Raw genomic sequence first — 25,452 nt, 5'->3', positions numbered from 1 at the left:
CGGTCCCTAGTGCAGCCCGCCGATCGTCCGCCCGTTCTCCAGCGTGCCCTTCAGCTCGGCGCGCGCGCCCTGCTCGGCCTTCGCCGTCAGCAGGTTGCCGTCGGCGGAGCCGCTGATGCCGCCGGTGGCCTCGACCGACGTCGTGCCGGGACCGCCCGCGGCGAGCAGGTACCAGTGCCCGCCCTGCGACTTCCACAGCACCCCGGCCAGCACGTGCGGGTCGCGCTCGCCGCAGGCCGGCACGTCCTGCGCCTTCGCCGCCACCGCGCCCTGTGCCCCGCCCGGTGTCCGGAACTGCGCCAGTACCCGGGCCCCTTCACCGCGCCAGGTGTCGGCACGGGTGCACACCCAGTCCCCCGACCCCGTCCCGTCGGGCAGCGGCTGCGCCGCGAACCCCCAGGCGTTCACCGACCGCACCCCCTGCCCGCGCACCGTGCCCAGCGAGCAGGCGTACGGCGCCCAGGCGGCCCGCGCCTTCGCGCCCGAGGCGTCCTTCGCGGAACCGGGGCGCCCGGTGGTGAGCCGGGCCGGCACCAGCTCGCCCAGGTCGGTCACCACCCGGGTGTCCGAACCGTCGGCCAGCTCCAGCACGTTCCACGACGTGCACGCGCCGGACCGCTGCTGCACGGGGCTGGCCAGCGGCGAGGTGACGCCGTCGGTGAGCGTCAGCTCCCTGGGTCCGGAGCCCGGCGCGGCCAGGTCGCGCGCCTCCGCCCCCGTCACCCAGGGCGCCGTCAGATAGCGGACGTTGCCGTCGGCCCGGCCCAGCACCACCGCAGTCGCCGTGGCCCGCCCGGCCCCGTCGGTCCGCGCGAAGTCCAGGGCGGCACCGGCGGAACCGTCCTTCGGCTCGGCGTACCGGACCAGACGCAGCCCGTCGTGCAGGATCACCACGCGCGCGTTGTCCACGTCCCCGGCGTACAGCAGCTGCGGCGGACCGGCCGGACCTCCCGTCGGGGTCCCCGGCGTCGCGGAGACCCCCACGCCCTCGCCGGGCCGGGCCCAGACGGCCAGGGCGCGGCGCAGCAGTTCCCGGTCGCCGGTGAGGCCGCCGCGCGCCGGCCACACCGAGAAGTCCGTGCGCGCGGACGTCTCCCACACGGCGGGCGCGACGCGGGTGAGCCGGCCGGGGTCGAGGGCGGCCTCGGCCGCGGGGTTGCGCGCGTAGGGCGGGGCGGCGGCACCGTCCGGCCCCCAGCCGTCCCCGGGCAGCCCGAGCAGCGCCCCGCACACCACCAGCGCCGCCCCGGCCACCAGCGCGGCCTTCGTGTGCTGCCGCCGGCGCAGCAGATCGGTCGGGCGGGCCTGCAACGAGCACGGGTCGAACTCGGGGGAGCCGAGCAGCTCGTACTGCCCCGGCACCCCGTCGGCCTCCCGCAGCGCGGCGTCCGCGTCGGTCACCCCGGCGGCCGTCAGCACCTGCCGCACCGCGTCGTCGGGCAGCCGCTCCAGACCGCGCAGCACGTACGCCGCCCGGCCGGGGGCGGAGAGCGCGGACAGCCGCTGGTCCAGGGCGAGTTCGTCGGCGCCGCCCGAGCGGGGGAAGAGCCTGAGGCCGCGCACGCGGGGCAGCAGCGGCGGGAACTGGGACCGCCGGGGCCACCCCCGCCGCCGCAGCGGCAGCCCCGCGTCCAGCGCCGTACGCACCACCCGCAGCCGCACCAGCGCGTACCCGGGGTCGGTCGCCCGGCCGGTCGACTGGGCCGGGATCAGGGGTGCCGTCGTCCGGCCGCGGGGCAGGGCGCGCTGGGCGAGGGCGTGCGCGGTCAGGACGCGGCGGCCCCGGCCGAGGCCCGGCGGCAGCACCAGATAGGCCAGCCGGGCCAGGCGCGGGTAGTGCTCGACGAGCGCGGCCTCGGCCTGCTCGACGTCGACGACCGGATCGGCCGACGAGGCGGAGGACGGTCCGGGGCGCGGGGCGACATCCTGTGGCTGCACGTTCAGCAGAACGAGCGAACGGCACGATGGTCACCGTGGGGCCGCGCCGCGCGGGGGTGCGCCACGCGCTACCCGACGTCCGGCTCCTCCTCCACGAGCAGCCGCGCGTAGGCGGCCATCGACCGCTGGTACCGGGGCAGATGGGGCGCCAGCGCCCCGAGCACCAGGGACAGGCCCTCGCGGTCGCGGCCCATGCTCGACAGGCACAGCGCGAGCGTGGCGCGCACGGCGTCGTCCAACTCGTCCGACGGCGCGAGCAGTTCCGGCGAGAGCAGCTTCACGCCCTCCTCCGGGTGCCCGGTGTTGCGCAGGGAACTGGAGAGCTGGATCTTCGCCCGGCGCCCCTTGTACGGGCTGATCTCGCCGAGCCCGCGTTCCAGCGCCTCGCGGTACAGCGGCACCGCCCGGTCGGAGTGGCCCGTGGAGTCCCAGGCGCAGGCCCGCTCGAACAGGCCGAGGGGGCTGTCCGGCGGCAACTCGTCGGCGAGGGCGTCGACGACCGCACGGAAGTCGGCGGCGTCCTCCTCGGCGTAGTCGTCGAATGCCGCCCAGGCGGCCGTCACGCGCTCTTCCCAGTCCTGGTCCACCCCGTCACTCTCGCACGGTCCCGGCACGGGAGCACCCGGCTTCCTGAGCAGTTCGCGTCCCGCGCCCGTATCGATGACGAGAGCCCCGCACGGGGGCTCGGTGCGGCGTGCCGCACCGGCGGACCGGAGGAACACATGAGGCTGACCCGACCGATGCTCGCGCCGGCCGCCCTGGCGGCGGTCCTGGCGCTGACCGGCTGCGGCGCCGACGGGGGCGGCGGGGCCGCCGTGCCCGAGACGGCGACCGGCAGCCTGGAACACCTGGCCGCCGAGGCCAGGTGCGCCCCGGACCTGCAGACCGACGCCGACACCGTCCGCCAGGCCCTGTGCGGGACGGGCGAGGAGAAGTACGTCCTCGCCACCTTCGCCACCGACCGCGGCCAGCGCGAGTGGATCAACACCGCGAAGGACTACGGCGGTTACTACCTCGTCGGCCGCAAGTGGGTCGCCGTCGGCCACGAGGACGTGGTGGCGGACCTGCGGGGCCGGCTCGGAGGAACCCTGGAGCGGGGCGTCCGGCACGGCGGCGGCGGGCACTCGGCCGGGCACGGCGGCTGACCGGGCGTACGCGGACACGCAGGGGGCCGGCGGCGGACATCCGCCACCGGCCCCTTCCGGCTGCCGGGCCCGCACCGCTATCGGCAGTCCTCGCCGCGGTTGATGCAGTCGACCACCTTGTTCATCAGGCCGTCGTCCATGACGTTGATGAAGTCGTTGTGGTCGGTGATCGGCTTGTGCAACTGCTCCGGGAAGCTGTCCACGGCGTACGGGGCGCGCACCTGGCCGTTCTCCACGGTCGGCGCGGGGATGTCGTACGCGAGGCGGATCTGCAGCTGGGGGACGGCCCGGAAGCCGTCCGGGCAGGAGCCGTCCTCCTGGACGAAGGCCATGTGGTCCCGGTGGTTGGCGCTGTCGATGTTCTGGCCGTCCCAGCAGCTCTGGAAGTTGACCGTGCGCAGCACCTGGCTGCCGTCGGGGCACAGCGGGTACTTGTCCGTCACCTGCCGGTCCTCGAAGCCGGAGCAGCTCCAGGAGGCGTTGGCGTTGGCGTCGCCGTTGGTGAAGGACTTGGCGTCACCGGTGATGACGCGCAGGAACTTCGGCATCGCGACCACGTCGCCCTGCCGGCTGCCGACGAACCTGATCCGGGCCTCGGCCGGCTTGAGGATCTTGCCGATGTTGCCCTCGGCGCCACCGCCCTGGTCGTTCGCGTCGAACTCCTCCGTGCCGTCCTGAAGACGCAGCACCGGCCAGTAGTACGTGGACCTGTCCCCCTGGTTCTGGCACGTGGTGTCCGCGTTCGCCAGGTCCTCGTCGCTGGAGAAGGCGTCGTTGTCCTGGTTGCCGACGTAGTCGTGCGTGTGGTGGGCGCCGTTGTCGACACCCGGGGCGGCGATCAGGTTGTCGCTGTTGAACAGGTTGTTCTCGTTGACGCCGCAGTCGGTGGTGAAGGTGCCGGTGGAGCCGCCGTCGCCGTCGGCGGCCAGGCCGTTGCGGCTGTCGCGGGAGTTCGGCGGGACGTCGTTGATGTCGACGAAGTCCTCGGCGACCGGGCCCGCGACACCGTTGCCGTTGTCGTCGCCGCCCTGGTCCTGGCCGCCGCCGTTCTGCCCGCCGCCGTTCTGCTGGTCGGCGGGGCGGCCCTGGCACGCGGCCAGCTCGTCCAGGCTGTCGTCGGCCTTGCCGCCGGCCCGGTTGATCTCGAGCTTGATCCGGTCGATGAGCGCCTTCCGCCGGTCCTTGAGCGGGCCCAGAATGGCGTTCTGGACGAACTGCGCGTCACCGGCCTGCGCCCGGCGCGTGGTGGCCAGACGCTGGTAGGCGTCGGTGATCTGGCTGTCCATCGCGGCCAGTTCCCCGTCCACCTCGCCGCGCGCCCGGTGCGGCACGTCGCGGATCTTCTGACCGACGTCGGGGCAGTCGATCGTCGCCACCTGCGCGGCGGCCGACCTGGTCCGGTCGTGGCGCCCGTGCTCCTCGTGCGCCGAAGCGTAGAAGTTGGCCCAGACCAGCCCGCCCCCGCCGACCGCCAGGGCCGCCGCCCCGGCAACTATCCTGGTGGCCAGCGGCATACGGCGTTTTCTCGTGTTGCGTCCCATGGAACTCCTCTGACTTCCTTGCGGGGGGGGGCATCGCTCGCGGGGCGTCGAGGGCGCCCGGCAGGAGCGAAGCGGCTCCCCTCCATACGGAAGCCGCTCCCGAGGTGTTCACCCGTGCGGGGAATTGCCGGGTCCCGTGGGACGTGCGGGACCCGGGACGAGATCAGCGGCCCCGGTCCAGATAGGCCAGAACCGCCAGGACACGGCGGTTGTCGTCGTCCGAGACCTCCAGGCTCAGCTTCGCGAAGATGTTCGCCGTGTGCTTCGCGATCGCCCGCTCCGTGACGACGAGCCGGCCGGCGATCGCCGCGTTGGTCCGGCCCTGCGCCATCAGCTCCAGCACCTCCAGCTCCCGGGGGGTGAGCCGCTCCAGCGGCCGGTCCTCCGCCGCGCGCCGGCTGAGGAGCTGCTGGATGACCTGCGGGTCCATCGCCGTGCCGCCCGCCGCCACCCGCCGTACGGCGTCCACGAACTGCTCCGCGTCGAAGACCCGGTCCTTCAGCAGGTACCCCACCCCGCCGCTCCCGTCGGCCAGCAACTCGCGGGCGTACAACTGCTCGACGTGCTGCGAGAGGACCAGCACCGGCAGCCCGGGCCGGTCGCGGCGGGCCTGGAGCGCGCACTGCAGGCCCTCGTCCGTGAGCGTGGGCGGCAGCCGGACGTCGACCACGGCGACGTCCGGCTTCAGTTCGGCCAGGGCCCGGGTGAGTTCGGGGCCGGTCTCGACGGCCGCGGCGATCTCGAAGTCGTGGGCCTCGAGAAGCCGGACCAGCCCGTCGCGCAGCAGGAACAGGTCTTCGGCTAGGACAACGCGCAAGGGATCTCCATGGTGACCATGGTGGGGCCGCCCGCGGGCGAGCTGACGGCCAGGACGCCGTCGAATGTACCCAGTCGCCGCTCCACCCCGGCCAGGCCCGACCCCGCGCCGATCACGGCACCGCCCTTGCCGTTGTCGGTGACCGAGACCCGCAGCAGCCCCGCGTCGTGGTGGACGTCGACCCATATCCGGTCGGCGCCGGAGTGCTTCACGGCGTTGGTGAGCACCTCGCTGACGGCGAAGTAGGCGGCCGACTCCACGGGTGCCTCGGCCCGGCCCGGCAGATCCACCTCGACCTCGACGGTGACCGGCAGCCGCAGTGCCAGGGCGCGCACCGCGTCGCCCAGGCCGCGTTCGGCGAGCACCGGCGGGTGGATGCCGCGCACGAGTTCGCGCAGCTCGGTCAGGGCGTCGGCGGAGGAGCGGCGGGCCTGCGCCAGCAGTTCCCTGGCCTTGGCGGGGTCCTTCTCCATCAGCGCCTCGATGGTGCCCAGGTCCATGCCCATGGCCACCAGCCGGGCCTGTGCCCCGTCGTGCAGGTCGCGCTCGATGCGGCGCAGCTCGGCGGCGGAGGTGTCGACGGCGTCGCGCCGGGTCTCGGTCAGCACCCGTACCCGCTCGGCGAGTTCGGTCTGGCCCGAGCCGAGGACCGCGCCGGTGAGCCGGAAGTGGGCCTTCAGCAGGAGCGGGGAGAGCCGGAACGCGGCGACGAGGAGGACGGCGCCCAGCGCCGCCGCGTACAGCCCGGTGATCTGGTCCGACACGGGCACGAAGCCGTACCAGTAGGTGTCGTCCCAGGCCCGCCACAGCCCGGCCGCGATCACGAACCCCTCCAGGGGGTAGACCGCCAGCACGAAGGCCAGCAGCGCGGTGACGAAGCCCGCGGTCATGTCGACGGGGAGCCAGCGGAAGTCCCGCCAGGTCGCCGGGTCACGGAGCATCCCGAAGGTGCGCGCCCACGGGTTGGCGTCCTCGGGCAGCGGCCGGTAGGCCCGCGGGATGCGCACCCCGCCCCACTCGGCGGCGAGCAGCCGCCGCCAGTCCGCGAACATCCGCACGCCGGTCAGCACCCACGGCGTGGTGACGATGCCGACCCCGATCGGGACGAGGGCGACGGACACCAGGGTCAGGCAGAAGCACAGCACCGCGCCGGGCAGGGAGACGAACGCGAGCGCCAGCCCCCGCAGCGCCGACAGCGCCAGGTTCCGTGCCGGTGTCCGCACCCGCTCCGGAGTCCGGGTCCGCCGTGTGCCGCTCTTCGTCTCGATGCTCATGGCGTCAGTCTCCCGGAGACGGCGGCGCGGGGCACGGGGCCGGGCACCCCGGTCAGGGGGTGGTGCCAGGTACACCCCCGCCGTATCCGCCGACGCGGGCGAGGACCCGCGCCTCCCGCTCCGGGTCCAGGCCGACCGGCGGCCGGTCCGGGCGCAGCGGTGCCGTGCCGCCGACGTCCCGCAGCCAGGCCCAGGTGTCGGCCACGGTGTCCGTGACGGGCCGGCAGGCCAGACCCGTCGCCAGCGCCCGGGAGACGTCCCCGCTCTGCAGGGCGTCGTGCAGATCGCTGCCGGGCGGGGTCCACACGGGCAGTTCCCCCCACGGCTCGATGCCGGCGGCGAGGACGGTCTCGGGGGCGGTCCAGCGCAGCTCCGCGGCGGCGCCCGTGGCCGCGACGCAGGCGTCGAGCAGGCCGCCCATGGTGGTGTGCCCGGGCGGGGAGGCCAGGTTGTAGGGTCCGTCCAGCTCCCGCTCCACCGCGCCGAGCATCCAGCCGGCGAGGTCGCGGACGTCGACGTACTGCAGGGGCAGGTTCCGGGGGCCCGGGGCGAGGACGGGGCCGCCGCGGGCGACGCGGTTCAGCCACCACGGCAGCCGGCCGATGTTCTCGTACGGGCCGAGGATCAGCCCGGCCCGTACCAGCACCGAGCGGTCCGCGCCGAAGGCGTCCGAGGCGGCCAGCTCGGCGCCCCGCTTGTCCCGGGCGTAGTCGAGCCGTCCGGCGTCCGCCGAGGCGCCCTCGACGAGCGGGGCGTCCTCGGCGTACCCGGGGGGCGGCGCCCAGGCGTACACGGAGCAGCTCGACACGTACACGTACCGTCCGGCGCGGCCCCGCAGCAGCCGCGCCGCGTCCCGCACCGCGCGGGGCGCCGCCGACCAGGTGTCGACGACGGCGTCCCACGTGCCCCGGTCCAGGGCGGCGAGCCCGTCGGACGCGGTGCGGTCGCCGTGCAGCGCCCGCACCCCGGGCGGCGGGGCGTGCCGTCCGCGGTGCAGGACGGTGACCTCCCAGCCCCGGCCGAGGGCCGCCTCGACCACGGCCCGCCCCACGAACTCCGTACCGCCCAGCACCAGTAGTCTCATGCCGGTCACTGTGCCGGGTGCGGCGGCCGGAGGGAACGGGACTCTGCCGACGGCAGACGGACCCGGGGCCGGGCGGCCCGGTGGCTCAGCGGCCGGTGGGCGGCGTGTACTTGTAGCCGACGCGCCGCACGGTCTGGATCGTCTGCCGGTGTTCCGCGCCGAGCTTGCGGCGCAGCCGCGCCACGTGCACGTCGACGGTGCGGCCGTCGCCCACGTGTCCGTAACCCCACACCGTCGTGACCAGCTGGTCGCGGGTGTGCACCCGGTTCGGGTGGGTGACGAGGTGGGCGAGCAGTTCGAACTCCAGGTACGTCAGGTCGAGTTCGCGCCCGTCCACGGCGGCGGTGCGCCGTGCGGGATCGATCCGGACGAGCGGGTCCTCCCCCCGGCCCCGGCCCGGGCCCTGCGCCCGGGCGGGCACCGGGCCCTGGAACGGCGGCTGCTGGTCGGCCGGGACCAGGACGAGGTAGCCGACCATCGGCGGGTGGCCCGGCAGCGCCGGCAGGGTGTGCGGGGGCGCGGGCAGCCAGGTGGCGCCCGGTGGCAGCAGGTCCGCGACGTCCGGCACCTCGTCCGGGGCGACGGCGCGCAACCGGTGCCGGGGTCCGCCGGAGTCGGGGAGGACGGTGGGGGAGTCGAGGGTGACGGTGGACAGGGAACGGGTGGTCGCCATGAGACGTCAGCTCTTTCGCGCGAGAGGTTCGTCGGGAGGTGCGACGGGCGCGAGTTCGTGGTCGGGCGCGTCGCGGGACGTACGTCGTGCGCACCGGCGGCAGGCGCAGAGGCCTGGGGGATTACGGCTTCTGGAGGGCCGGCGCGGTCGTCGCGCGGCAACACACCCGGTCGAAGTCGTCGTGCTGACGGGAAGGCCAGAAGGGCTCGAGGTCATGGCGACCCGTCGCTGCGTACTTCCGGAAGCTGGCCATGGGCTCATTGAAGCAGACGGCGGCGGGGGAGAGGAGGGTCCTCTCAGTGTGTGGACGCCGCCTGGCCGGAAGCGGACGGCCGTCCACTCATCCCTCCAGTCGTTTGCGCCAGTTCAGCGGGGTGACGGCGATCGCCCGGCCCGGATCGCCGTCCCACTCCGTGGACAGCCCGGATCCCGCGAACGCCGCCACGACCTCGTGCCCGACGGCCGTCGTCGTCTCCTCGGAGCCGTCGGAGCCCTCGAAGCTGCCGTAGTGCAGCACGAGTCCGTACCCCTCGGCGGCGGCCTCGGTGCTCTGCCGGTGGAAGAAGACGAAGCCCCGGGCCCCCTCGCGTTCCGCGCCGATCTCCGCCGTGCCGCAGCCCCGGCAGCAGGCGAAGTTCTCCCGGGCGGTGATGCCGGCCGCGTCCAGGGCGCGGAAGACCCGGGTGAGCCTTTCCGGGTCGGTGGTCTCCGCGCCCCAGGTCTCCTGCTCGGCCAGCCGCTCCAGCCACAGCCGGTCCACCAGCCGCCGGGCCTGGGCGCCGGACACCGGCAGTGCACCGTCGGCGGCGTCCGGGTCCCGGTAGTCCCGCGCCGCCTCGGCGAGCGTCCCGCGGCCGTCGTAGCCGCAGCGCAGCAGCTTCCGGAGCAGCGGCTCGACCTCCTGCCGGACCTCCTCCGGCAGCTCCGGGACGTCCTCCTCGGGCCCCAGGTCGACCGGTTCCCAGGCGACGCCCTCGTCCCAGCCGGGCTCCCGGCGCGCCCAGCCGGTCAGGAGGTCCGCCACACGGCCGGGATCGCCCAGGCCGGCACCGAAGAACGCGTCCGCGGCGGCCCGGTGCTCCAGCCGGTACTCCCCGCCCGCCTCGTGCCACACCTGCGCGAACACGTCGGGGATGTCCGGTATCCGCTGCACGACCAGGAAGCGGTCGCCGGCGCGGCCGATGCGCGTCACCAGCTCCCGCAGCTCCGCGGCCCGGACCCGGGCGTGCGTCCGCCCGCTCTCCGTCTCGACCTTGATGGCGAGGGACCCGTCGATCTCCATGCCCCCACCCTGGCACGCGCCACCGACAACGCGGCCCGGGGGCGGGGCGGCCGGGAGCGGGCGGCCCGGGCTCAGACCTGGCCGGCCTTCTCCAGCGCCGTGCAGCAGGTGTCGACGAGCAGGCGCGTGACGACGTACGGGTCGACGTTGGCGTTGGGACGGCGGTCCTCGATGTAGCCCTTGCCGTCCTTCTCGACCTGCCACGGGATGCGCACCGAGGCGCCGCGGTCGGAGACGCCGTAGGAGTACTCGTTCCACGGGGCGGTCTCGTGCAGGCCGGTGAGGCGGTCGTCGATGCCGGCGCCGTAGTGCTTGACGTGGTCCAGGGGCTTGGTGCCCTCGCCGAGCGACTCGCAGGCGGTGACGATCGCGTCGTACCCCTCGCGCATCGCCCGGGTGGAGAAGTTGGTGTGCGCGCCCGCGCCGTTCCAGTCGCCCTTGACCGGCTTGGGGTCGAGGGTGGCGGAGACCTCGAAGTCCTCGGCGGTGCGGTAGAGCAGCCAGCGGGCGACCCACAGCTGGTCGGAGACCTCCAGCGGGGACAGCGGGCCGACCTGGAACTCCCACTGGCCCGGCATGACCTCGGCGTTGATGCCGGAGATGCCGAGACCGGCCTTGAGGCAGTTCTCCAGGTGCGCCTCGACGACGTCGCGGCCGAAGATCTCGTCCGCGCCGACACCGCAGTAGTAGCCGCCCTGCGCGGCCGGGAAGCCGCCCTCGGGGAAGCCGAGCGGACGGGAGCCCTTGAAGAAGGTGTACTCCTGCTCGATGCCGAAGACCGGCTCCTGCGCGGCGAAGCGCTCGGCGACCTCGGCCAGTTCGGCGCGGGTGTTGCTCGGGTGCGGGGTCAGGTCCGTGTCGAGGACCTCGCACAGCACCAGGACGTCGTCGCCGCCGCGGATCGGGTCGGGGCAGGAGAAGACCGGCTTGAGCACGCAGTCCGAGGAGTTGCCCTCGGCCTGGTTGGTGGAGGACCCGTCGAAGCCCCACAGGGGCAGGGCGTCCAGGCCGGCGGGGGCGTCCGTGATGATCTTCGTCTTGGAACGGAGCTTGGCCGTCGGCTCGGTGCCGTCGATCCAGATGTACTCGGCCTTGAAGGTCACGGGGGCCACATCCTTCGGGGTCTGGGCGCACTCGCGGGTGCTGCGGCGCTGGGGCGGCGGGGCGCCGCGTCTCCTGCCGTGCAGCGTGTCAACGGGCGATTTCCCGACCGTTGCCCGGGTGTGAACCCCGTGTTACCCGGAGCCGTTGTGGCCGGGCTCACCCGTGTCGCCCTCGGCCGCCTCCCGCACGCCGGCCAGGAAGTCCCTGATCGCGGCCAGCTCCCGCTCGTCGTATCCGCGCAGCAGCTCCACCGCTCGCCCGATGAGCGGTCCGAAGTGGGACCAGCCCAGCGCGACGGCCCGCTCGTCGACCTCGACGGTCACCCTGCGCCGGTCCCGTTCGTCCCGCACCCGCCGTACGTGTCCGGCCCGCTCCAGGCGGTCGACCAGTGCCGTCGTCCCCGCGGAGTTCAGCCCGAGCGCGCCGCCCAGGCGGCCGGCGGTCATCGCCTCGCCAGCGCGAGCGGCGTCCATGAGCACGACGAGCGCGCGTACGTCGGTGGGGTGCATCCCGTTGCGCTGCGCGAACCGCCCGCTGTGGGCGCCCAGTTCGACGGTGACCGCCCGCAGCAGGTGGACGATCTCCATCTCCGGCCCCTGGTCGGGCATGCGAACCCCTCCTCCGGCTTCGTCTCGCTCGACAAGTATCTCGCTGGGCGAGATACTACCGGGTGGGCAGGGCAGGAACAGGGAGCAATCGAGACAGGGGGCACCGCTCATGAGCGCACGCGGTCCGTACGACGCCGGACGTTTCCACGACGCCTACGACAAGGTCATGGCCAAGTGGCCCGCCGGGACCGGGTCGGTGACCGTGCCCACCCCCTTCGGCGAGACGCACGTCCACGTGAGCGGACCGGCCGGCGCCCGCCCCCTCGTCCTGCTCCCGGGCGGTGGTGCCGCGACCTCCGCGTCCTGGTACGCCCAGGCCGCCGACCTGTCCCGCACCCACCGCGTCCACGCCGTCGACCTGATCGGCGCCCCCGGCCGCAGCACGCCGTCCGGCGACCGTCCCCTGCGGACCGTCGCCGACCTCACCACCTGGCTGGACGCGCTCCTCGACGGCCTCGGCATCACGGAGACGGACCTGGGCGGCCACTCCTACGGCGCCTGGACCGCCCTGCACTACGCCGTGCACGCGCCCGGCCGGGTGCGCCGCCTGTTCCTCCTCGACCCGACCCAGTGCTTCGCCGGGTTCAGGGCGGCCTACCTGCTGCGGGCGCTGCCGATGCTGCTGCGGCCCACGCCCCGCCGGGTCCGGGCCTTCCTGGACTGGGAGACCGGCGGGGTCCCGCTCGACGCCGACTGGCTCGCCCTCCAGGAGGCCGCCGCCGGCTTCCCCGAGCGCAGGCCGGTGACCGGACCGCGCCCGGCCCCGGAGGCGCTGCGCGCCCTGGACACGCCGGTCCTGCTGCTCCTGGCCGGGGACAGCAGGACGCACGACCCCGCCCAAGTGGCGGCCCGGGCGCGGACGTCGCTGCCGCACGCGGAGGTGGACGTCGTGCCGGACGTGTCCCACCACGCGCTCCCGCACTCCGCCCCGCCCGGGCTGGGCCGCCGCCTCGGCGACTTCCTCGCCGCCCCGGCCGGCTGAGCGCCACGCCCCGCCCGCCCTGCCCCGCCTAGCGGGACAGGGCGTCGCGGACCGCCTCGTCGGTGCGGCCCACCACGGCCGTACCGTCGTCCGCCGTGATGATCGGGCGCTGGATCAGCCTGGGGTGTTCGGCGAGTGCGGCGATCCAGCGGTCGCGTGCCGCTTCGTCCCGGGGCCAGTCCTTCAGGCCCAGTTCCTTGGCGGCCGCCTCCTGGGTGCGGGTGATGTCCCACGGTTCGAGGCCGAGCCGGGTGAGCACCTCGCGGATCTCGTCCGCGCTCGGCACGTCCTCCAGGTAGCGGCGGACGGTGTAGTCGGCCCCTTCCGCGTCGAGCAGGCTGAGCGCGCTGCGGCACTTCGAACAGGCCGGATTGATCCAGATCTCCATGGCGCACACGGTAGCCGGAGGGCGCCGGAACCCGTTCGCCACGCGCGCCCCAGCGGCCCCGAAAGCCCTTGTGGGCAGGGGCTTTTGTCAGTGGTGGGCAGTAAAATAGAAGCAGTGTTCGAGGGTGTCGCCGGGAAGTCCGGACGGCGCCCCGACCGCGACAGGAGGATGCCCGTGCCCGCTGCCGCACTGAAGCCGAAGCCGTTGCCGACCCAGTCCACCGCCAAGCGGCCCGTCCTGCTCGACCTGCCGTACGAACCCGTGGAGAAGCGTCCGCTGCCGGCGGGCCGTCCCCGCGAGTGGTACATCACGCACAACCGCCGGCTCAAGGCGATGCGGCTCGCCATCGCCCTGCTGGACTCCGGCGTCTACCTCCCCCGTCAGGCGCGCAACGAGCGGATACGCAGCGCCGCGCTGGCCATCGGGGTCCACCCGCCGTCGGACACGACCTGCCACATGGTGCGGGCGTTGATGCGGTACTCGCGGTGAGCGGGGCGCCGGGTGCCGTGCCCTTCGGCGGCGCCCGGCGCCCGCGTCCGGAACCGGGGGGCGGTCCGGGTCACAGCCCGGGCGCCCCCCACACGGGGAACCAGCGGCCCAGGTCGTCCTCCACCGGCAACTCGTCGGCGAGCGCCGCCCGGACGCGCAGCTCCAGCGCGTTGTCCCGCCGCTGCCGTTCGCCGGGCAGGGGAGCGAAGGGGTAGAAGGTGCCCCGCTTGTAGAGGTAGACGAGGGCGAGCCGCCGGTCGGCGTCGTCCACGAAACCGGCCAGGGAACACAGCAGCCGCGGCCCGAAACCGCCCGCCTCCAGGGTGCTGTTCACCGCGTGCAGGTCGTTCACCAGCAGCGGCAGCTCGCCCGGGGAGCGCTGCGAGACGAGCCAGGAGTAGCCGTAGTCGTCGTGGGTCAGCTCCACCGGGACCCGGCCGGCGTCCGCGTCCAGCAGGTCGCGGATCTCGCGGTGCGTGCGCTCGAAGGCGGCGCCCTCGACCGTCGCGAAGCACACCGCCCCCTGCCCGGTCGGCCGGAAGCCGGCCGCGGCCTCCAGGCCCACCGCGGCCGAGGGCAGTGCGAAGAGCCGGTCCAGATCGGGCGCCACCGCCCGGGAGCGCCCGAGCAGGATGTCCAGCAGTCGCATGCCCGTGTCGTCCGTCCTTTCCGCGGCCGCCCGCGTCTCAGGCCTTGCCCGGTGCCGTCGCCTCGCCCAGCTCGGTGGAGATCCGGCCCAGCTGCTCCAGCCGCTGCTCCAGGCTCGGGTGGGTGGCGAAGAACCGGCTCAGGCCGGGCTCGGCACCGAAGGCCGGGGTGAAGTAGAAGGCGTTGAAGGCCTGGGCCGTGCGCAGATCCTTGGTCGGGATGCGCGCGATGTCGCCGGTGACCTTGGTGAGGGCCGCCGCCAGGGCCGAGGGGCGCCCGGTGAGCAGGGCCGCGGCGCGGTCCGCCGCCAGCTCCCGGTACCGGGACAGGGCCCGGATCAGCAGGAAGCTGATCGTGTACACCGCGATGGAGACACCCATGATCACGGCCAGTGCGGCCATCGTGTTCTGGTCCCGGCGTCCCCCGAAGAGCTGGGAGTAGAAGGCGAACCGCACGATCAGTCCCGCGAGCACGCCGAGGAACGACGCCACCGTGATCACCGCGACGTCCTTGTGCGCCACGTGGGACAGCTCGTGCGCGAGCACGCCCTCCAGCTCCGCGGGCTCCAGCCGCCGCAACAGGCCGGAGGTGACGCAGATGACCGCGTTGTCCGGATTGCGGCCGGTCGCGAAGGCGTTCGGCATGTCGATCCCCGACACCGCGACCACGGGCTTCGGCATGTCGGCCATCGCCGCCAGCCGGTCCACCACCCCGTGCAGCTCCGGATACTCGTCCCGCTCCACGACCCTGCCGTGCATGGCGAACAGCGCGATCCGGTCGGAGAACCAGTACTGCGCCGCCAACACCAGCGCCACGATCACCACGACCAGCACCAAGGACTTCAGCACCGCGACCAGCGCGGCCACGAAGCCCACATACAACAGACCGAGCAGGAACAGTGTGATCCCCATGCGCACGGTCAACCGCCGGTCACTCTGGAAGCGGCTCTGCATCTGCATCACCTCGCAGTCGGGCACTCGTCCCGATGTCCAGTGTGCACCCGGAAGGACCCCGGAACGCTACTGCTCCCCGGGCGACAGCCGCCGGGTGACGCGGTCGAACAGCTCCGTCAGCGGCTCCCCGACGTCCCGGCCGAACGCGGTCAGCCCGTACGTGACCCGGGGCGGCGTCGTCGGCTCGACCTCCCGCCAGACCAGGCCGTCCCCGACCAACAGGCGCAGTGTCTGGGCGAGCATCTTCTCGCTGATGCCCTGAATGCTCTCCCGCAGCTCGTAGAACCGGAGGTCGCTGCGTCGCAGGGCGATCAGCACCCAGACGCCCCATCTGCTGGTCACGTGGTCCACCACGTCGCGCGCCAGGCAGTCGGTGTGAAACACGTCATACCGCTCACCGGTCCCGGCGTCCCTGTGCTGCAGGCCTTCCGTCATGTCCTGAGCTTACCCAGAGGTACGTCCTTACCAGAAGTTAGCCGCTGCTCCTAGCGTGAAGATCCACACAGGAGATCCGACAAGGAGCTGCTCATGATCGTGGTGACCGGAGCCACCGGGAACATCGGACGGCCGCTGACGCGGGCGCTGGCAGCGGCGGGCGAGGAGGTGACGGCGGTGTCACGGCATCCAGCTGCGGTGCCGGACGGAGCCCGCCACGTGGTGGCCGACCTCGCCGAGCCGGCCGGGCTGCGGCCCGTGCTGACCGGAGCAGAGTCGCTGTTCCTGCTGCTGTCCGGGGACCTGCACGCCACCGGGGCCAACCCCGCCGACATCGTCGGCGAGGCCGTGGAGAGCGGGGTCCGCCGCGTCGTCCTGCTCTCCACGCTCGGCGTCGTGACCCGGCCCTTCGGGACGACGCGGATCGCGATGCGCGCGCTGGAGGACGCGGTGCGGGAGTCCGGCCTGGACTGGGCGGTCCTGCGGCCGGGCGGCTTCGCCTCCAACGCCCTGTGGTGGGCCGAGTCCGTCCGGGCGCGGCGGGTCGTCGCCGCGCCCTTCGGCGACGTCGGCGTGCCGGTCGTCGACCCGGCGGACATCGCCGCGGTGGCGGCGGCCTGCCTGCTGGAGGACCGGCACACCGGCGCCGCCTACGAGCTGACCGGTCCGGAGGTGATCACTCCGCGCGGGCAGACCGAGGCCCTCGCCGCCGCGCTGGGCGCGCCCGTGGCGTTCCAGGAACTGACCCGGGAGGAGGCCCGGGCCGCCATGGCCCGCAGCATGCCGGCGGAACTCGCCGACGACACCCTCGACATCCTGGGCTCCCCGAGCCCGGCCGAGCAGCGCGTCGGCCCGGACGTCGAGCGCGTCCTCGGCCGCGCCCCGCGCCCCTTCGCCGACTGGGCCGCCCGCAACGTCGGCGCCTTCCGCTGAGACCGCGGGGACCGGGCGGCGGCGTCGGCGCGCCCTGGTCCGTGCGTCATGCGTAAGGAGCCCCGGTCCGTGCGTCCTCAGTAGGGCGCCCTGAAATTGAGGTAACCGAGCAGCACGATCACCGCCGCCACGCAGCCGAGGACAACGGCGGTGGACACCCACGACGACCGGCGGCCGGAGCCCACGTGGTCGGGGTCGGCACGGAAGGGGACCGGGCCGGGAGGGTTCTCCTTCCAGCGCGCGGCGAGCATCCGGGCCCGCGCCGAGGGCTCCTTGTGGTCGGCGCCGTCCGCCCACCTCAGGTCGTACTCGCGCTCCTCGTCGTCGCGTTCCGGCATCTCCGGCACTCTCCCCGTCCCCCTGACTCGAACTGTCGTCCAAGAGACATGATCCCGGCCCGTCCGCACCCTGTGAAGGGTTTTCGGCCAGGCCGGCCGCGCACGACGGCGCCCCCGCACCCTCCGGGAGAGGGAACGGGGGCGCCGGACGGCACGACGTCGGGCCCGGACCCGGGCCCGGCCGGTCACACGTCGAAGTACATCTCGAACTCGTGCGGGTGCGGACGGAGCTGCAGCGGGGCGATCTCGTTGGCGCGCTTGAAGTCGATCCACGTCTCGATCAGGTCCGGCGTGAACACGTCGCCCTGGAGGAGGAACTCGTGGTCGGCCTCCAGGCGGTCGAGGACCGCGCCGAGGGAGGTCGGCACCTGCGCCACGTTGGCGTGCTCCTCGGGAGCCAGCTCGTAGAGGTCCTTGTCGATCGGCTCGGCCGGCTCGATCTTGTTCTTGATGCCGTCCAGGCCGGCGAGCAGCAGCGCGGAGAACGCCAGGTACGGGTTGCCGGAGGCGTCCGGGGCACGGAACTCGACGCGCTTGGCCTTCGGGTTCGAGCCCGTGATCGGGATGCGCATCGCGGCGGAGCGGTTGCGCTGCGAGTACACCAGGTTCACCGGGGCCTCGAAGCCCGGCACCAGGCGGTGGTAGGAGTTCACCGTCGGGTTGGTGAAGGCCAGCAGCGACGGGGCGTGCTTGAGGATGCCGCCGATGTAGTAGCGGGCGGTGTCGGAGAGGCCGGCGTAGCCCTGCTCGTCGTAGAAGAGCGGTTCGCCGCCCGTCCACAGCGACTGGTGGACGTGCATGCCCGAGCCGTTGTCACCGAAGATCGGCTTCGGCATGAAGGTCGCCGTCTTGCCGTTGCGCCAGGCCACGTTCTTGACGATGTACTTGAACAGCATCAGGTCGTCGGCGGCGGCCAGCAGCGTGTTGAACTTGTAGTTGATCTCGGCCTGGCCGGCGGTGCCCACCTCGTGGTGCAGGCGCTCCAGCTGGAGGCCGGACCGCTGCAGCTCCAGCGACATCTCGGCACGCAGGTCGGCGAAGTGGTCGACCGGCGGGACCGGGAAGTAGCCGCCCTTGTAGCGGACCTTGTAGCCGCGGTTGTCCTCCAGGGCACCGGTGTTCCAGGCGCCGGCCTCGGAGTCGATGTGGTAGAAGGACTCGTTCTCGGCGGTCTTGAAGCGCACCGAGTCGAAGACGTAGAACTCCGCCTCCGGGCCGAAGTACGCCGTGTCGGCGATGCCCGTGGAGGCCAGGTACGCCTCGGCCTTCTTCGCCACGTTCCGCGGGTCGCGGGAGTACTGCTCGCCCGTGATCGGGTCGTGGATGAAGAAGTTGATGTTGAGTGTCTTGTCCCGGCGGAACGGGTCGACACGCGCGGTGGACAGGTCGGGGCGCAGGGACATGTCCGACTCGTGGATGGCCTGGAAACCGCGGATCGAGGATCCGTCGAAGGCCTGCTCGTCGTCGGGGTCGAACGCCTCGGCGGGCAACGTGAAGTGCTGCATGACGCCCGGCAGGTCGCAGAACCGGACATCGACGAACTTGACGTCCTCGTCCGCGATGAACTTCTTGACGTCGTCGGCGTTCTGGAACATCCAGCTCCTCCTACTCCCGACCGTCCCGCCGGGTTGGTAGATCGTTCGTGCGGCCAGTGCGGGTGGCACACGCTTCCTCGACCCTAGGGACGGGTGATTTCTCGGGCGTGACCCGTTTGTTTCGCAGAAGTTAACCGGCCGCCTCCCCAGCCTAGGCCGTTTCGGGAACGGTCACACCCCACCGTTCCGGGCCTGTATACGGGCGCAGTACCGTGGTCGGGTGGACAACAGGCAAGCAATCGGCTCGTGGCTCTCCGGCCCCCGCGCCGCCATCGAAGAGGCCGGTGCCGATCTGGGACACCGCGGCGAGCAGCTCGGTCTGCCCGAGGAGGGACCGGGTTCCCTCGCCCGCCCGGGCAGGCGGATCGGCGCGCTGGCCGTCGACTGGGCCCTGTGCGCCCTGATCGCATACGGCCTCATCACGGGCAGCTACGGGCAGACGGCGAGCAACTGGACCCTGTTGATCTTCTTCGTGCTGAGCGTGCTGACCGTCGGCACGATCGGCTCCACACCGGGCAAGCGCCTCTTCGGCCTGCGGGTCGTGGACCTCACGACCGGCCGGCCCAGCCCGCCGCGCGCCCTGCTGCGCTCGGTCCTGCTGTGCCTCGCCCTCCCGGCGCTGATCTGGGACCGCGACGGCCGGGGCCTGCACGACCGGCTGGCGCGCACCGTGGAGATCCGCGTCTGAGCGCGGAGATCCACCGTCCGACTCCGGCACGCGCCACGCATGCGAGGACGCCGGTACGGCGAGGGGGGCGGCCCGGGTGATCGGGCCGCCCCCCTCGCCGTACCGGCGTCTCGGAGTGCCGCGGGTCAGCGCTGCCTGGGGTTGCCGCCCCGGGGCATCCGCATGCCCTTGGGCATCGGGCCCTTGGGCAGCGGCATGTTGCTCATCAGGTCGCCCAGGGCGCGCAGCCGGTCGTTGGTCACGGTGACCTGCGGGCCGCTCAGGACGCGGGGGAGCTTGAGCATGGTCGTGCGCAGCTTCTTCAGCTCGACCTGGCCCTCGCCGGTGCCCACGATCAGGTCGTGCACGGGGACGTCGGCGACGATGCGGTTCATCTTCTTCTTCTCGGCGGCGAGCAGGGACTTCACCCGGTTCGGGTTGCCCTCCGCGACCAGCACGATGCCGGCCTTGCCGACCGCGCGGTGCACCACGTCCTGGTTGCGGTTCATCGCGACCGCGGGGGTGGTCGTCCAGCCCCGGCCGATGTTGTCCAGTACGGCCGCCGCGGCGCCCGGCTGTCCCTCCATCTGCCCGAAGGCCGCCCGCTCGGCCCGGCGCCCGAAGACGATCGCCGTCGCGAGGAAGGCGAGCAGCAGGCCCAGGATGCCGAGATAGATGGGGTGACCGATCAAGAAACCGATCCCGAGGAGGACACCGAAGACGACGATGCCGACACCCGCGAGCACAAGACCGATCTTCTTGTCGGCCTTGCGGGTCATCTTGTAGGTCAGAGCGATCTGCTTCAGTCGCCCGGGATTCGCAGCGTCCGCTGCAGGTTCCTTCCTCGCCATGGCACGAAGTCTACGTGCCCCCGAAAGCGCCGACGACGGCAGTGCCCGGCGGGCGGGAGGGCGGGAGGGCCGGATCCAGGGCTCAGGGGCGGCCGACGACGGACTGCCGCATCGCGCGCTCCGTCTCGATCCGGTCCTTGGCGCGGCGGCGGTCCTCCAGAACGGAGTTCCACGCGTTGCGCCGGGCGGTGCGCTGGCCGCCGCTCATCAGCAGCGACTCGACGGCCCGCAGGGCGGTGGTGAACGACGGGATGGCGGTGGCACGGACTGCGGTGACGCGAACGGGCGCGGCCTGCATGGTGAAGGTCCCCCCTCGGTACGGCTCCGGGTACGGAGACGGGTGTACGCGGTGGTGTACGTGCTGTGATTCCAGGGTCACTGATTGGTGTTACCAGGGCGTGACCCGCCGGTCAAACGGACATGAATCCGCGTCGCCGGGCCCCGGAACGGGAGCGCGGCCCCGACCGGTGCCCTCATCAGCGAGGACGGTCGGGGCCGCGGCGTCTCGGCCATTACTGGCGAGTAGGCGCTTGTGCGGGAATTCACACGGTGGCGGACCGGCGCTGCTCCATGGCCATGCCGTAGAGCCGTCCCGCCCGGTACGAGGACCGCACCAGCGGGCCCGACATCACGCCGGAGAAACCGATCTGCTCGGCCTCCTCCTTCAGCTCCACGAACTCCTGCGGCTTGACCCAGCGCTCCACGGGGTGGTGGCGCACGGACGGGCGCAGGTACTGGGTGATGGTGATCAGTTCGCAGCCGGCCTCGTGCAGTTCCTTCAGCGCCTCGCTGATCTCCTCGCGGGTCTCGCCCATGCCGAGGATCAGGTTCGACTTGGTGACCAGGCCGTAGTCGCGGGCGTCCGTGATGACCTTCAGGGAGCGCTCGTAGCGGAAGCCGGGGCGGATGCGCTTGAAGATCCGCGGGACCGTCTCGACGTTGTGCGCGAAGACCTCGGGGCGGGAGTCGAAGACCTCGCGGAGCAGTTCCGGCACCGCGTTGAAGTCGGGGGCCAGCAGCTCGACCTTGGTGCGGCCGGCCTCGCGGCCGGCGGTCTGCTGGTGGATCTGGCGCACGGTCTCCGCGTACAGCCAGGCGCCGCCGTCGGGGAGGTCGTCGCGGGCGACGCCGGTGATGGTGGCGTAGTTCAGGTCCATCGTGACCACGGACTCGCCCACGCGGCGCGGCTCGTCGCGGTCGAGTGCCTCGGGCTTGCCGGTGTCGATCTGGCAGAAGTCGCAGCGCCGGGTGCACTGGTCGCCGCCGATGAGGAAGGTCGCCTCGCGGTCCTCCCAGCACTCGTAGATGTTGGGACAGCCGGCTTCCTGGCAGACCGTGTGCAGGCCCTCGCTCTTCACCAGGTTCTGCATCTTGGTGTACTCGGGACCCATTTTCGCCCGGGTCTTGATCCACTCGGGCTTGCGCTCGATGGGGGTCTGGCTGTTGCGGACCTCCAGGCGCAGCATCTTGCGTCCGTCGGGTGCGACTGCGGACACGACCGGCTCCCTAGCGATTGATTCTTCGGCGTTCTTCAGGGTACGCCCGTTGATTTGTTGGTCGGCGGTGGTGCTGGCCTTGCTGGGGGCTGCCGCCCCCAGGCCCCCGCTCCGGCCCTGACGGGCCCCGTCCCCAAACGCCGGACGGGGTGGATTTATGCCCTCGGCGCCGGGTGCGCGCCGGGCCGTATTCATGCCGCCGGTGCCTTCTCGATCACCCGGGGCTTGAGTTCCGCGTTCTCCAGGATGTCCCGCAGGTGGCGCTCCACCACCGGGAGGACCTCCTCGATGGTGACGTCGCGGCCCAGTTCGTTCGCCAGGGAGGCGACGCCCGCGTCGCGGATGCCGCAGGGGATGATCTTGTCGAACCACTTGTTGTCGGGGTTCACGTTCAGCGCGAAGCCGTGCATCGTGACGCCCTTGGCGACCCGGATGCCGATGGCGGCGATCTTGCGGTCCTCCCGGCGCTGGCCCGCGTTGGACGGGGCGTACTCGGGGCCGTTGAGCCGGGGGTCGAACTCCTCGTCGGTCAGCCGGGGGTCGAAGTCCAGGGAGAGCCCGCCGAGCGCCGGGCGCTGCTCGACCGGGTCGCCGAGGACCCAGACGCCGCTGCGGCCCTCGACGCGGGTGGTCTCCAGACCGAACTCCGCACAGGTGCGGATCAGGGCCTCCTCCAGGCGCCGGACGTGGGCCACCACGTCGACCGGGCGCGGGAGCTTCTGGATCGGGTAGCCCACGAGCTGGCCCGGGCCGTGCCAGGTGATCTTGCCGCCGCGATCCACGTCGACGACCGGGGTGCCGTCCAGGGGCCGTTCGCTGTCCGCGGTGCGCCGGCCGGCGGTGTAGACCGGCGGGTGTTCGAGGAGCAGCACGGTGTCGGGGACCTCGTCGGCGAACCGCGCGGCGTGCACCCGGCGCTGTTCGTCCCACGCCTCCTGGTACTCGACGCGCTCGGCACCGAACCCCATCCGGACGAAGCGCAGCTCACTCACGGCACGTGCCTCCCTGCAAGGTCGTAAGGCACGAAGCGTGCCCACGCCACTGTACGACCGTCCGCGCGTCGTCAGCCGGGCGGGCAATCCTCACACGATCGGATGAATGCCGGGCGAATTGTGCGATCGGGTGCTTACTCTCCGCTACATTCACGCCGTTCACGAGGCCATAAGGGCTGCTCACAGGCGCTCCGGGCAATCGAACGCCCGGAAGGCAGGAGACCGCACCGCACCATGACGGAACGACCCGCGCAGCGCACCCCCAACCGCCAGCTCGCCGCGCTCATCGCCGAAGCGGGCTTCTCGAACGCGGGTCTCGCGCGTCGCGTCGACCAGCTCGGCCTCGAACACGGCCTGGACCTGAGATATGACAAGACGTCCGTCACCCGGTGGCTGCGCGGCCAGCAGCCCCGCGGCACCACCCCGGCCCTGATCGCCGAGGTCTTCACCCGGCGCCTGGGCCGCCGCCTGAGCGCCCAGGACCTCGGCCTGGACGCGTGCGCGCCCGTCTACGCGGGCCTGGAGTTCGCCGGGAGCCCCGAAGAGGCGGTCGACATCGTCGGCGGGCTGTGGCGCAAGGACTCCGGCAGTCACGCCGAGCTGCGGAAGATCGCCTTCACCCCGGCCGGGCTCGTCGTGCCCAGCCGCGACTGGCTGATCGGCCGCGCCGACGAGAAGGTGGCCCGCGCCGAGGTGCCCGTCCGCATCCCAGCCCAGGGCCGCCCCGCGACCCCGAGGCCCGCCGTCCCGCTCGACCCCTCCAGACGCCGGGCCGCCCAGGCCGAACGCGGCCCGGGACAGCGGGTCGGCGGCGGCGACCTGTCCGCGCTGCGCTCGGTCGGCGAGCTGTTCCGCAGCCTCGACGACCGGTACGGCGGCGGACACGCCCGCCAGGCCCTCGTGCGCTACCTGGAGCACGAGCTGGAGCCCATGCTGCGCGGCACCTACGGCGAGCAGACCGGCCGGCGCCTCTTCGCCGCCGCCGCCGACCTGACCCGGCTGGCCGGCTGGACGTCGTACGACATCGCCGCGCACGGACTCGCCCAGCGCTACTTCGTGCAGGCGCTGCGGCTGTCCCAGGCGGCGGCGGACCGGGCGTACGGCTCGTACGTGCTGGTCACCATGAGCCGGCAGGCCGTCTACCTGGGGCACGGGCGGGAGGCCGTGCAGCTCACGCGGGTGGCGCAGCAGGGGGTGGGGACCTCGGCGCCGCCCGTCGTGCAGACGCTGCTGCACGCCGCGGAGGCGCGGGCGCATGCCGTCCTCGGCGAGGTGCGGGCCTGCACCGCGGCCCTGGTGCGGGCCGAGCGCGCGCTGGAGGCCGCCCGGCCCGGCGACGAGGTGCCGCACTGGGCGCGCTTCTTCGACGAGGCACAGCTCGCCGACGAGTTCGGGCACTGCCACCGCGACCTGCAGCAGTTCCGCGCCGCCGCCCAGCACGCGGAGCGCTCGCTGCAACTGCGCTCCCCCGTCTACGCCCGCAGCCGCCTCTTCAGCCGGGTCGTGCTCGCCACCGCCCGGCTCGGCCTCGGCGAACTCGACCAGGCCTGCCAGCTCGCCGCCGAGGCGGCGGGCCAGGCGGCCGAGATGCGCTCCGTGCGCGCCACGGAGTACGTCCGCGACTTCGAACGCCGCCTGGAGCCGTACCGGGACGCGGCACCCGTGCGGGGGTACCGGGACAAGGTGGCCGCCCTCGGGTAGACGGGCCGCGCGGGCCGTCCCGGGACGCCGTCAGGCCGCCCGAGCCGGGCCCAGGGCCTCCGCCGAGTGCATCGGCCGGTCCGCGCCCAGGTCGGACAGGATCGCCGCCGAGGCCCGGTGGCCCGAGTGCAGGGCCCCCTGGACGCTGCTGGTGTCGCGGTGGTCGCCGCACACGTACAGCCCGGCCAGCAGCCGTACCGGCCTGCGCGGGTCGTGCGGCGGGCGCATCGCGGGCACCGCCTCGGGCGTGTGGTGCACGGCGAGGGTCTCCCAGCGGGCGGTCGGGGTGCCGTAGAGGCGGGACAGGTGGATGCGTACGGCGGTGTCGAGGTCGGGCGGGGGAGCGCCGAGGACCGTCGACGAGACCAGGACGCGGCCGGCGGGGGCGCGCGACGGGTCCACCCGGCTGATCTGCGCCGTGTGCGCGACCGGGCCGCCGCGATCGGCGTCGAGCAGCAGGGACGCGCCGGTCGCCGGCGGCTCGTCGGTCGTGTGGTGGACCACCGTCACCGGGTGGAAGTCCGGCACCCTCAGGCCCGGCAGCAGCTCGGCCGCCGCGCGGGCGTCGGTCGCCACCAGGACGGCCCGGCAGCGGATGACCCCGTGCTCCGCGGTGGTCACGGCGTTGGTCGCCACCGAGGTCACCCGCACCCCCGTGTGCACGGTGCCCGGCGGCAGCGACCGCGCCAGGTGCTCCGGGAGGGCCTCCGCGCCGCCCTCCGGCAGCGCCAGCCGCCCGCCCGCGAAGGCGCGCAGCGCCAGGTCCGCGCACCGGCTGGAGGTCGTGAGGTCCGGGTCGTACAGCAGGGCGGCGAGCAGCGGCCGCAGGAAGCCCTCGATCGTGCGGCCCGGCAGCCCGCGGGCGGCCAGGGCCCGTGCGGCGGGCAGCTCCGGGCGGGCCAGCAGCCGTTCGGCCGGGGTGTGCGCGAGCCGGGCCAGCGCGGCGCCGAGCCGGGCCTGGTCGACGGCGGTGCCGAGCGGGGCGCCCGCGCGGGTGCGGGGCGCGGCGGCGGGCCCGCCGGGAGCTCCGGGCGTGTGTCCCGCCCGCCGGGGCGCCGGCATCGAGCGGGGGGCGCTCGCGAGGGCGCGCACCGCGTGGAGTGCGCCCCGCGCGCTTCGTACGCCCGCCGGAGCGCCCGCGCGATGGTGCCGCCCCTCGCTGTGCAGCAGGACCCCGGGGGCGAACGGCAGCAGCGCGAGGCCGTCGAGCCCGGGGGTGCGGCGCAGTTCGGGACAGGCCGTGGACAGCAGCTGTCCGATTCTGTCGAGCCGGAAACCGTCGACCTTCTCGGTGGCCATCCGGCCGCCCACCGCATGGGCGGCCTCCAGGACCGTGGTCGTCACTCCTGCGCTGGTCAGCCGTTCCGCCGCGGCGAGTCCGGCGATCCCGGCCCCCACGACGACGACGTCCGCCTGGTACGCGGGCTCAAGCACGTGCCCCTCCTCGAGGTTGCGCGGCCGCTGGGAACGTCATGCCCCCAACAGGCTTGAGGAATACCCGAGTTCGACACGAGGTTA

General features: G+C 73.4%; 27 protein-coding genes. 6 read left to right on the top strand and 21 right to left on the bottom strand.

Annotated features, from left to right (window positions below):
- Positions 1-6 precede the first annotated feature (6 nt).
- Entirely contained in the window at positions 7-1,938 is a 1,932-nt protein-coding gene (locus tag Sdi02f_RS31980; RefSeq protein ID WP_031087239.1) for an amino acid adenylation domain-containing protein, read from the bottom strand.
- 68 nt (positions 1,939-2,006) lie between these two features.
- Positions 2,007-2,525, bottom strand: a complete 519-nt coding sequence (locus tag Sdi02f_RS31975; protein WP_030403953.1) for a tetratricopeptide repeat protein — start codon at positions 2,523-2,525, stop codon at positions 2,007-2,009.
- Positions 2,526-2,660: 135 nt separating this feature from the next.
- Between Sdi02f_RS31975 and Sdi02f_RS31970 the strand changes: the two genes are divergently transcribed.
- Positions 2,661-3,083, top strand: a complete 423-nt coding sequence (locus Sdi02f_RS31970; RefSeq protein WP_053639185.1) for a hypothetical protein — start codon at positions 2,661-2,663, stop codon at positions 3,081-3,083.
- Positions 3,084-3,160: 77 nt separating this feature from the next.
- On the opposite strand, the gene Sdi02f_RS31965 is transcribed toward Sdi02f_RS31970, so the two are convergent.
- The 8 genes from Sdi02f_RS31965 to Sdi02f_RS31925 all read right to left on the bottom strand — a co-directional run bounded on the left by Sdi02f_RS31965 (position 3,161) and on the right by Sdi02f_RS31925 (position 11,466).
- A complete protein-coding gene (locus tag Sdi02f_RS31965; RefSeq protein ID WP_031087235.1) occupies positions 3,161-4,624 on the bottom strand; it encodes a DUF1996 domain-containing protein in 1,464 nt (487 codons plus the stop codon).
- Positions 4,625-4,787: 163 nt separating this feature from the next.
- Positions 4,788-5,441: a response regulator gene (locus tag Sdi02f_RS31960; RefSeq protein WP_030403950.1), complete on the bottom strand. Its 654-nt coding sequence runs from the start codon at positions 5,439-5,441 to the stop codon at positions 4,788-4,790.
- A complete protein-coding gene (locus Sdi02f_RS31955) occupies positions 5,426-6,715 on the bottom strand; it encodes a sensor histidine kinase (protein ID WP_108934455.1) in 1,290 nt (429 codons plus the stop codon). Before Sdi02f_RS31955 ends, Sdi02f_RS31960 begins: the two co-directional genes overlap by 16 nt.
- A gap of 52 nt (positions 6,716-6,767) precedes the next feature.
- A complete protein-coding gene (locus Sdi02f_RS31950) occupies positions 6,768-7,799 on the bottom strand; it encodes an NAD-dependent epimerase/dehydratase family protein (protein ID WP_108934454.1) in 1,032 nt (343 codons plus the stop codon).
- An 85-nt stretch (positions 7,800-7,884) separates the two neighbouring features.
- Complete coding sequence (locus Sdi02f_RS31945; protein ID WP_108934453.1) at positions 7,885-8,472, bottom strand: winged helix-turn-helix domain-containing protein; 588 nt, start codon at positions 8,470-8,472, stop codon at positions 7,885-7,887.
- Positions 8,473-8,812: 340 nt separating this feature from the next.
- Positions 8,813-9,754: a DUF6891 domain-containing protein gene (locus Sdi02f_RS31935; RefSeq protein ID WP_108934452.1), complete on the bottom strand. Its 942-nt coding sequence runs from the start codon at positions 9,752-9,754 to the stop codon at positions 8,813-8,815.
- A gap of 71 nt (positions 9,755-9,825) precedes the next feature.
- Positions 9,826-10,857, bottom strand: coding sequence for a glutamine synthetase (gene glnII / locus Sdi02f_RS31930; RefSeq protein ID WP_030403945.1), 1,032 nt, complete (start codon positions 10,855-10,857; stop codon positions 9,826-9,828).
- Positions 10,858-10,989: 132 nt separating this feature from the next.
- Positions 10,990-11,466, bottom strand: a complete 477-nt coding sequence (locus tag Sdi02f_RS31925) for a MarR family transcriptional regulator (protein ID WP_037799960.1) — start codon at positions 11,464-11,466, stop codon at positions 10,990-10,992.
- Between the two features lie 109 nt (positions 11,467-11,575).
- Here Sdi02f_RS31925 and Sdi02f_RS31920 point away from each other — a divergent pair, with 109 nt between their 5' ends.
- Positions 11,576-12,448: an alpha/beta fold hydrolase gene (locus tag Sdi02f_RS31920; protein WP_031087228.1), complete on the top strand. Its 873-nt coding sequence runs from the start codon at positions 11,576-11,578 to the stop codon at positions 12,446-12,448.
- A gap of 28 nt (positions 12,449-12,476) precedes the next feature.
- Here the strand turns inward: Sdi02f_RS31920 and Sdi02f_RS31915 are convergent, their stop codons facing one another.
- Complete coding sequence (locus Sdi02f_RS31915) at positions 12,477-12,836, bottom strand: arsenate reductase family protein (RefSeq protein WP_031087227.1); 360 nt, start codon at positions 12,834-12,836, stop codon at positions 12,477-12,479.
- Between the two features lie 174 nt (positions 12,837-13,010).
- Between Sdi02f_RS31915 and Sdi02f_RS31910 the strand changes: the two genes are divergently transcribed.
- The gene (locus Sdi02f_RS31910; protein ID WP_030403941.1) at positions 13,011-13,325 is read left to right on the top strand and encodes a hypothetical protein; all 315 of its coding nucleotides are present in this window, start codon (positions 13,011-13,013) and stop codon (positions 13,323-13,325) included.
- Between the two features lie 70 nt (positions 13,326-13,395).
- Here Sdi02f_RS31910 and pspAB read toward each other — a convergent pair whose 3' ends face one another.
- The 3 genes from pspAB to Sdi02f_RS31895 all read right to left on the bottom strand — a co-directional run bounded on the left by pspAB (position 13,396) and on the right by Sdi02f_RS31895 (position 15,361).
- Positions 13,396-13,974, bottom strand: a complete 579-nt coding sequence (gene pspAB, locus Sdi02f_RS31905) for a PspA-associated protein PspAB (RefSeq protein ID WP_030403940.1) — start codon at positions 13,972-13,974, stop codon at positions 13,396-13,398.
- Between the two features lie 37 nt (positions 13,975-14,011).
- Positions 14,012-14,926 carry a zinc metalloprotease HtpX gene (gene htpX / locus Sdi02f_RS31900; RefSeq protein WP_030403939.1) on the bottom strand — a complete coding sequence of 305 codons (915 nt, stop codon included), beginning with the start codon at positions 14,924-14,926 and terminating at the stop codon, positions 14,012-14,014.
- 66 nt (positions 14,927-14,992) lie between these two features.
- Positions 14,993-15,361, bottom strand: a complete 369-nt coding sequence (locus tag Sdi02f_RS31895; protein ID WP_030403938.1) for a winged helix-turn-helix transcriptional regulator — start codon at positions 15,359-15,361, stop codon at positions 14,993-14,995.
- A gap of 93 nt (positions 15,362-15,454) precedes the next feature.
- On the opposite strand from Sdi02f_RS31895, the gene Sdi02f_RS31890 reads away from it, so the two are divergent.
- The gene (locus Sdi02f_RS31890; RefSeq protein ID WP_053639181.1) at positions 15,455-16,294 is read left to right on the top strand and encodes an SDR family oxidoreductase; all 840 of its coding nucleotides are present in this window, start codon (positions 15,455-15,457) and stop codon (positions 16,292-16,294) included.
- Positions 16,295-16,371: 77 nt separating this feature from the next.
- On the opposite strand, the gene Sdi02f_RS31885 is transcribed toward Sdi02f_RS31890, so the two are convergent.
- Both Sdi02f_RS31885 and glnA read right to left on the bottom strand, forming a co-directional pair.
- Positions 16,372-16,632: an SCO2583/SCO2584 N-terminal domain-containing protein gene (locus Sdi02f_RS31885; protein ID WP_174843423.1), complete on the bottom strand. Its 261-nt coding sequence runs from the start codon at positions 16,630-16,632 to the stop codon at positions 16,372-16,374.
- A gap of 185 nt (positions 16,633-16,817) precedes the next feature.
- Entirely contained in the window at positions 16,818-18,227 is a 1,410-nt protein-coding gene (gene glnA, locus Sdi02f_RS31880; protein WP_007388370.1) for a type I glutamate--ammonia ligase, read from the bottom strand.
- A 220-nt stretch (positions 18,228-18,447) separates the two neighbouring features.
- Between glnA and Sdi02f_RS31875 the strand changes: the two genes are divergently transcribed.
- Positions 18,448-18,915: an RDD family protein gene (locus tag Sdi02f_RS31875; protein ID WP_030403935.1), complete on the top strand. Its 468-nt coding sequence runs from the start codon at positions 18,448-18,450 to the stop codon at positions 18,913-18,915.
- A gap of 125 nt (positions 18,916-19,040) precedes the next feature.
- Here Sdi02f_RS31875 and Sdi02f_RS31870 read toward each other — a convergent pair whose 3' ends face one another.
- The 4 genes from Sdi02f_RS31870 to lipB form a co-directional block, all read right to left on the bottom strand.
- Positions 19,041-19,745, bottom strand: coding sequence for a DUF4191 domain-containing protein (locus tag Sdi02f_RS31870; protein WP_030403934.1), 705 nt, complete (start codon positions 19,743-19,745; stop codon positions 19,041-19,043).
- A gap of 82 nt (positions 19,746-19,827) precedes the next feature.
- The gene (locus Sdi02f_RS31865; RefSeq protein WP_030403933.1) at positions 19,828-20,043 is read right to left on the bottom strand and encodes an SCO2195 family GlnR-regulated protein; all 216 of its coding nucleotides are present in this window, start codon (positions 20,041-20,043) and stop codon (positions 19,828-19,830) included.
- A 244-nt stretch (positions 20,044-20,287) separates the two neighbouring features.
- Positions 20,288-21,241, bottom strand: a complete 954-nt coding sequence (gene lipA, locus Sdi02f_RS31860; RefSeq protein WP_030403932.1) for a lipoyl synthase — start codon at positions 21,239-21,241, stop codon at positions 20,288-20,290.
- Between the two features lie 191 nt (positions 21,242-21,432).
- Positions 21,433-22,233 carry a lipoyl(octanoyl) transferase LipB gene (gene lipB / locus Sdi02f_RS31855; RefSeq protein ID WP_030403931.1) on the bottom strand — a complete coding sequence of 267 codons (801 nt, stop codon included), beginning with the start codon at positions 22,231-22,233 and terminating at the stop codon, positions 21,433-21,435.
- A 234-nt stretch (positions 22,234-22,467) separates the two neighbouring features.
- Between lipB and Sdi02f_RS31850 the strand changes: the two genes are divergently transcribed.
- A complete protein-coding gene (locus Sdi02f_RS31850) occupies positions 22,468-23,934 on the top strand; it encodes an NsdA family TPR-like regulatory protein (RefSeq protein WP_030403930.1) in 1,467 nt (488 codons plus the stop codon).
- Positions 23,935-23,964: 30 nt separating this feature from the next.
- Here Sdi02f_RS31850 and Sdi02f_RS31845 read toward each other — a convergent pair whose 3' ends face one another.
- Entirely contained in the window at positions 23,965-25,368 is a 1,404-nt protein-coding gene (locus Sdi02f_RS31845) for an NAD(P)/FAD-dependent oxidoreductase (protein WP_053639180.1), read from the bottom strand.
- Between the last annotated feature and the right edge of the window lie 84 nt (positions 25,369-25,452).

Source organism: Streptomyces ardesiacus (genome assembly GCF_003112575.1).
GTDB classification, from domain to species: Bacteria; Actinomycetota; Actinomycetes; order Streptomycetales; family Streptomycetaceae; genus Streptomyces; species Streptomyces ardesiacus.
Note: the sequence above shows the minus strand (reverse complement) of the source record. Positions and strands in the feature narration are given on the sequence as shown.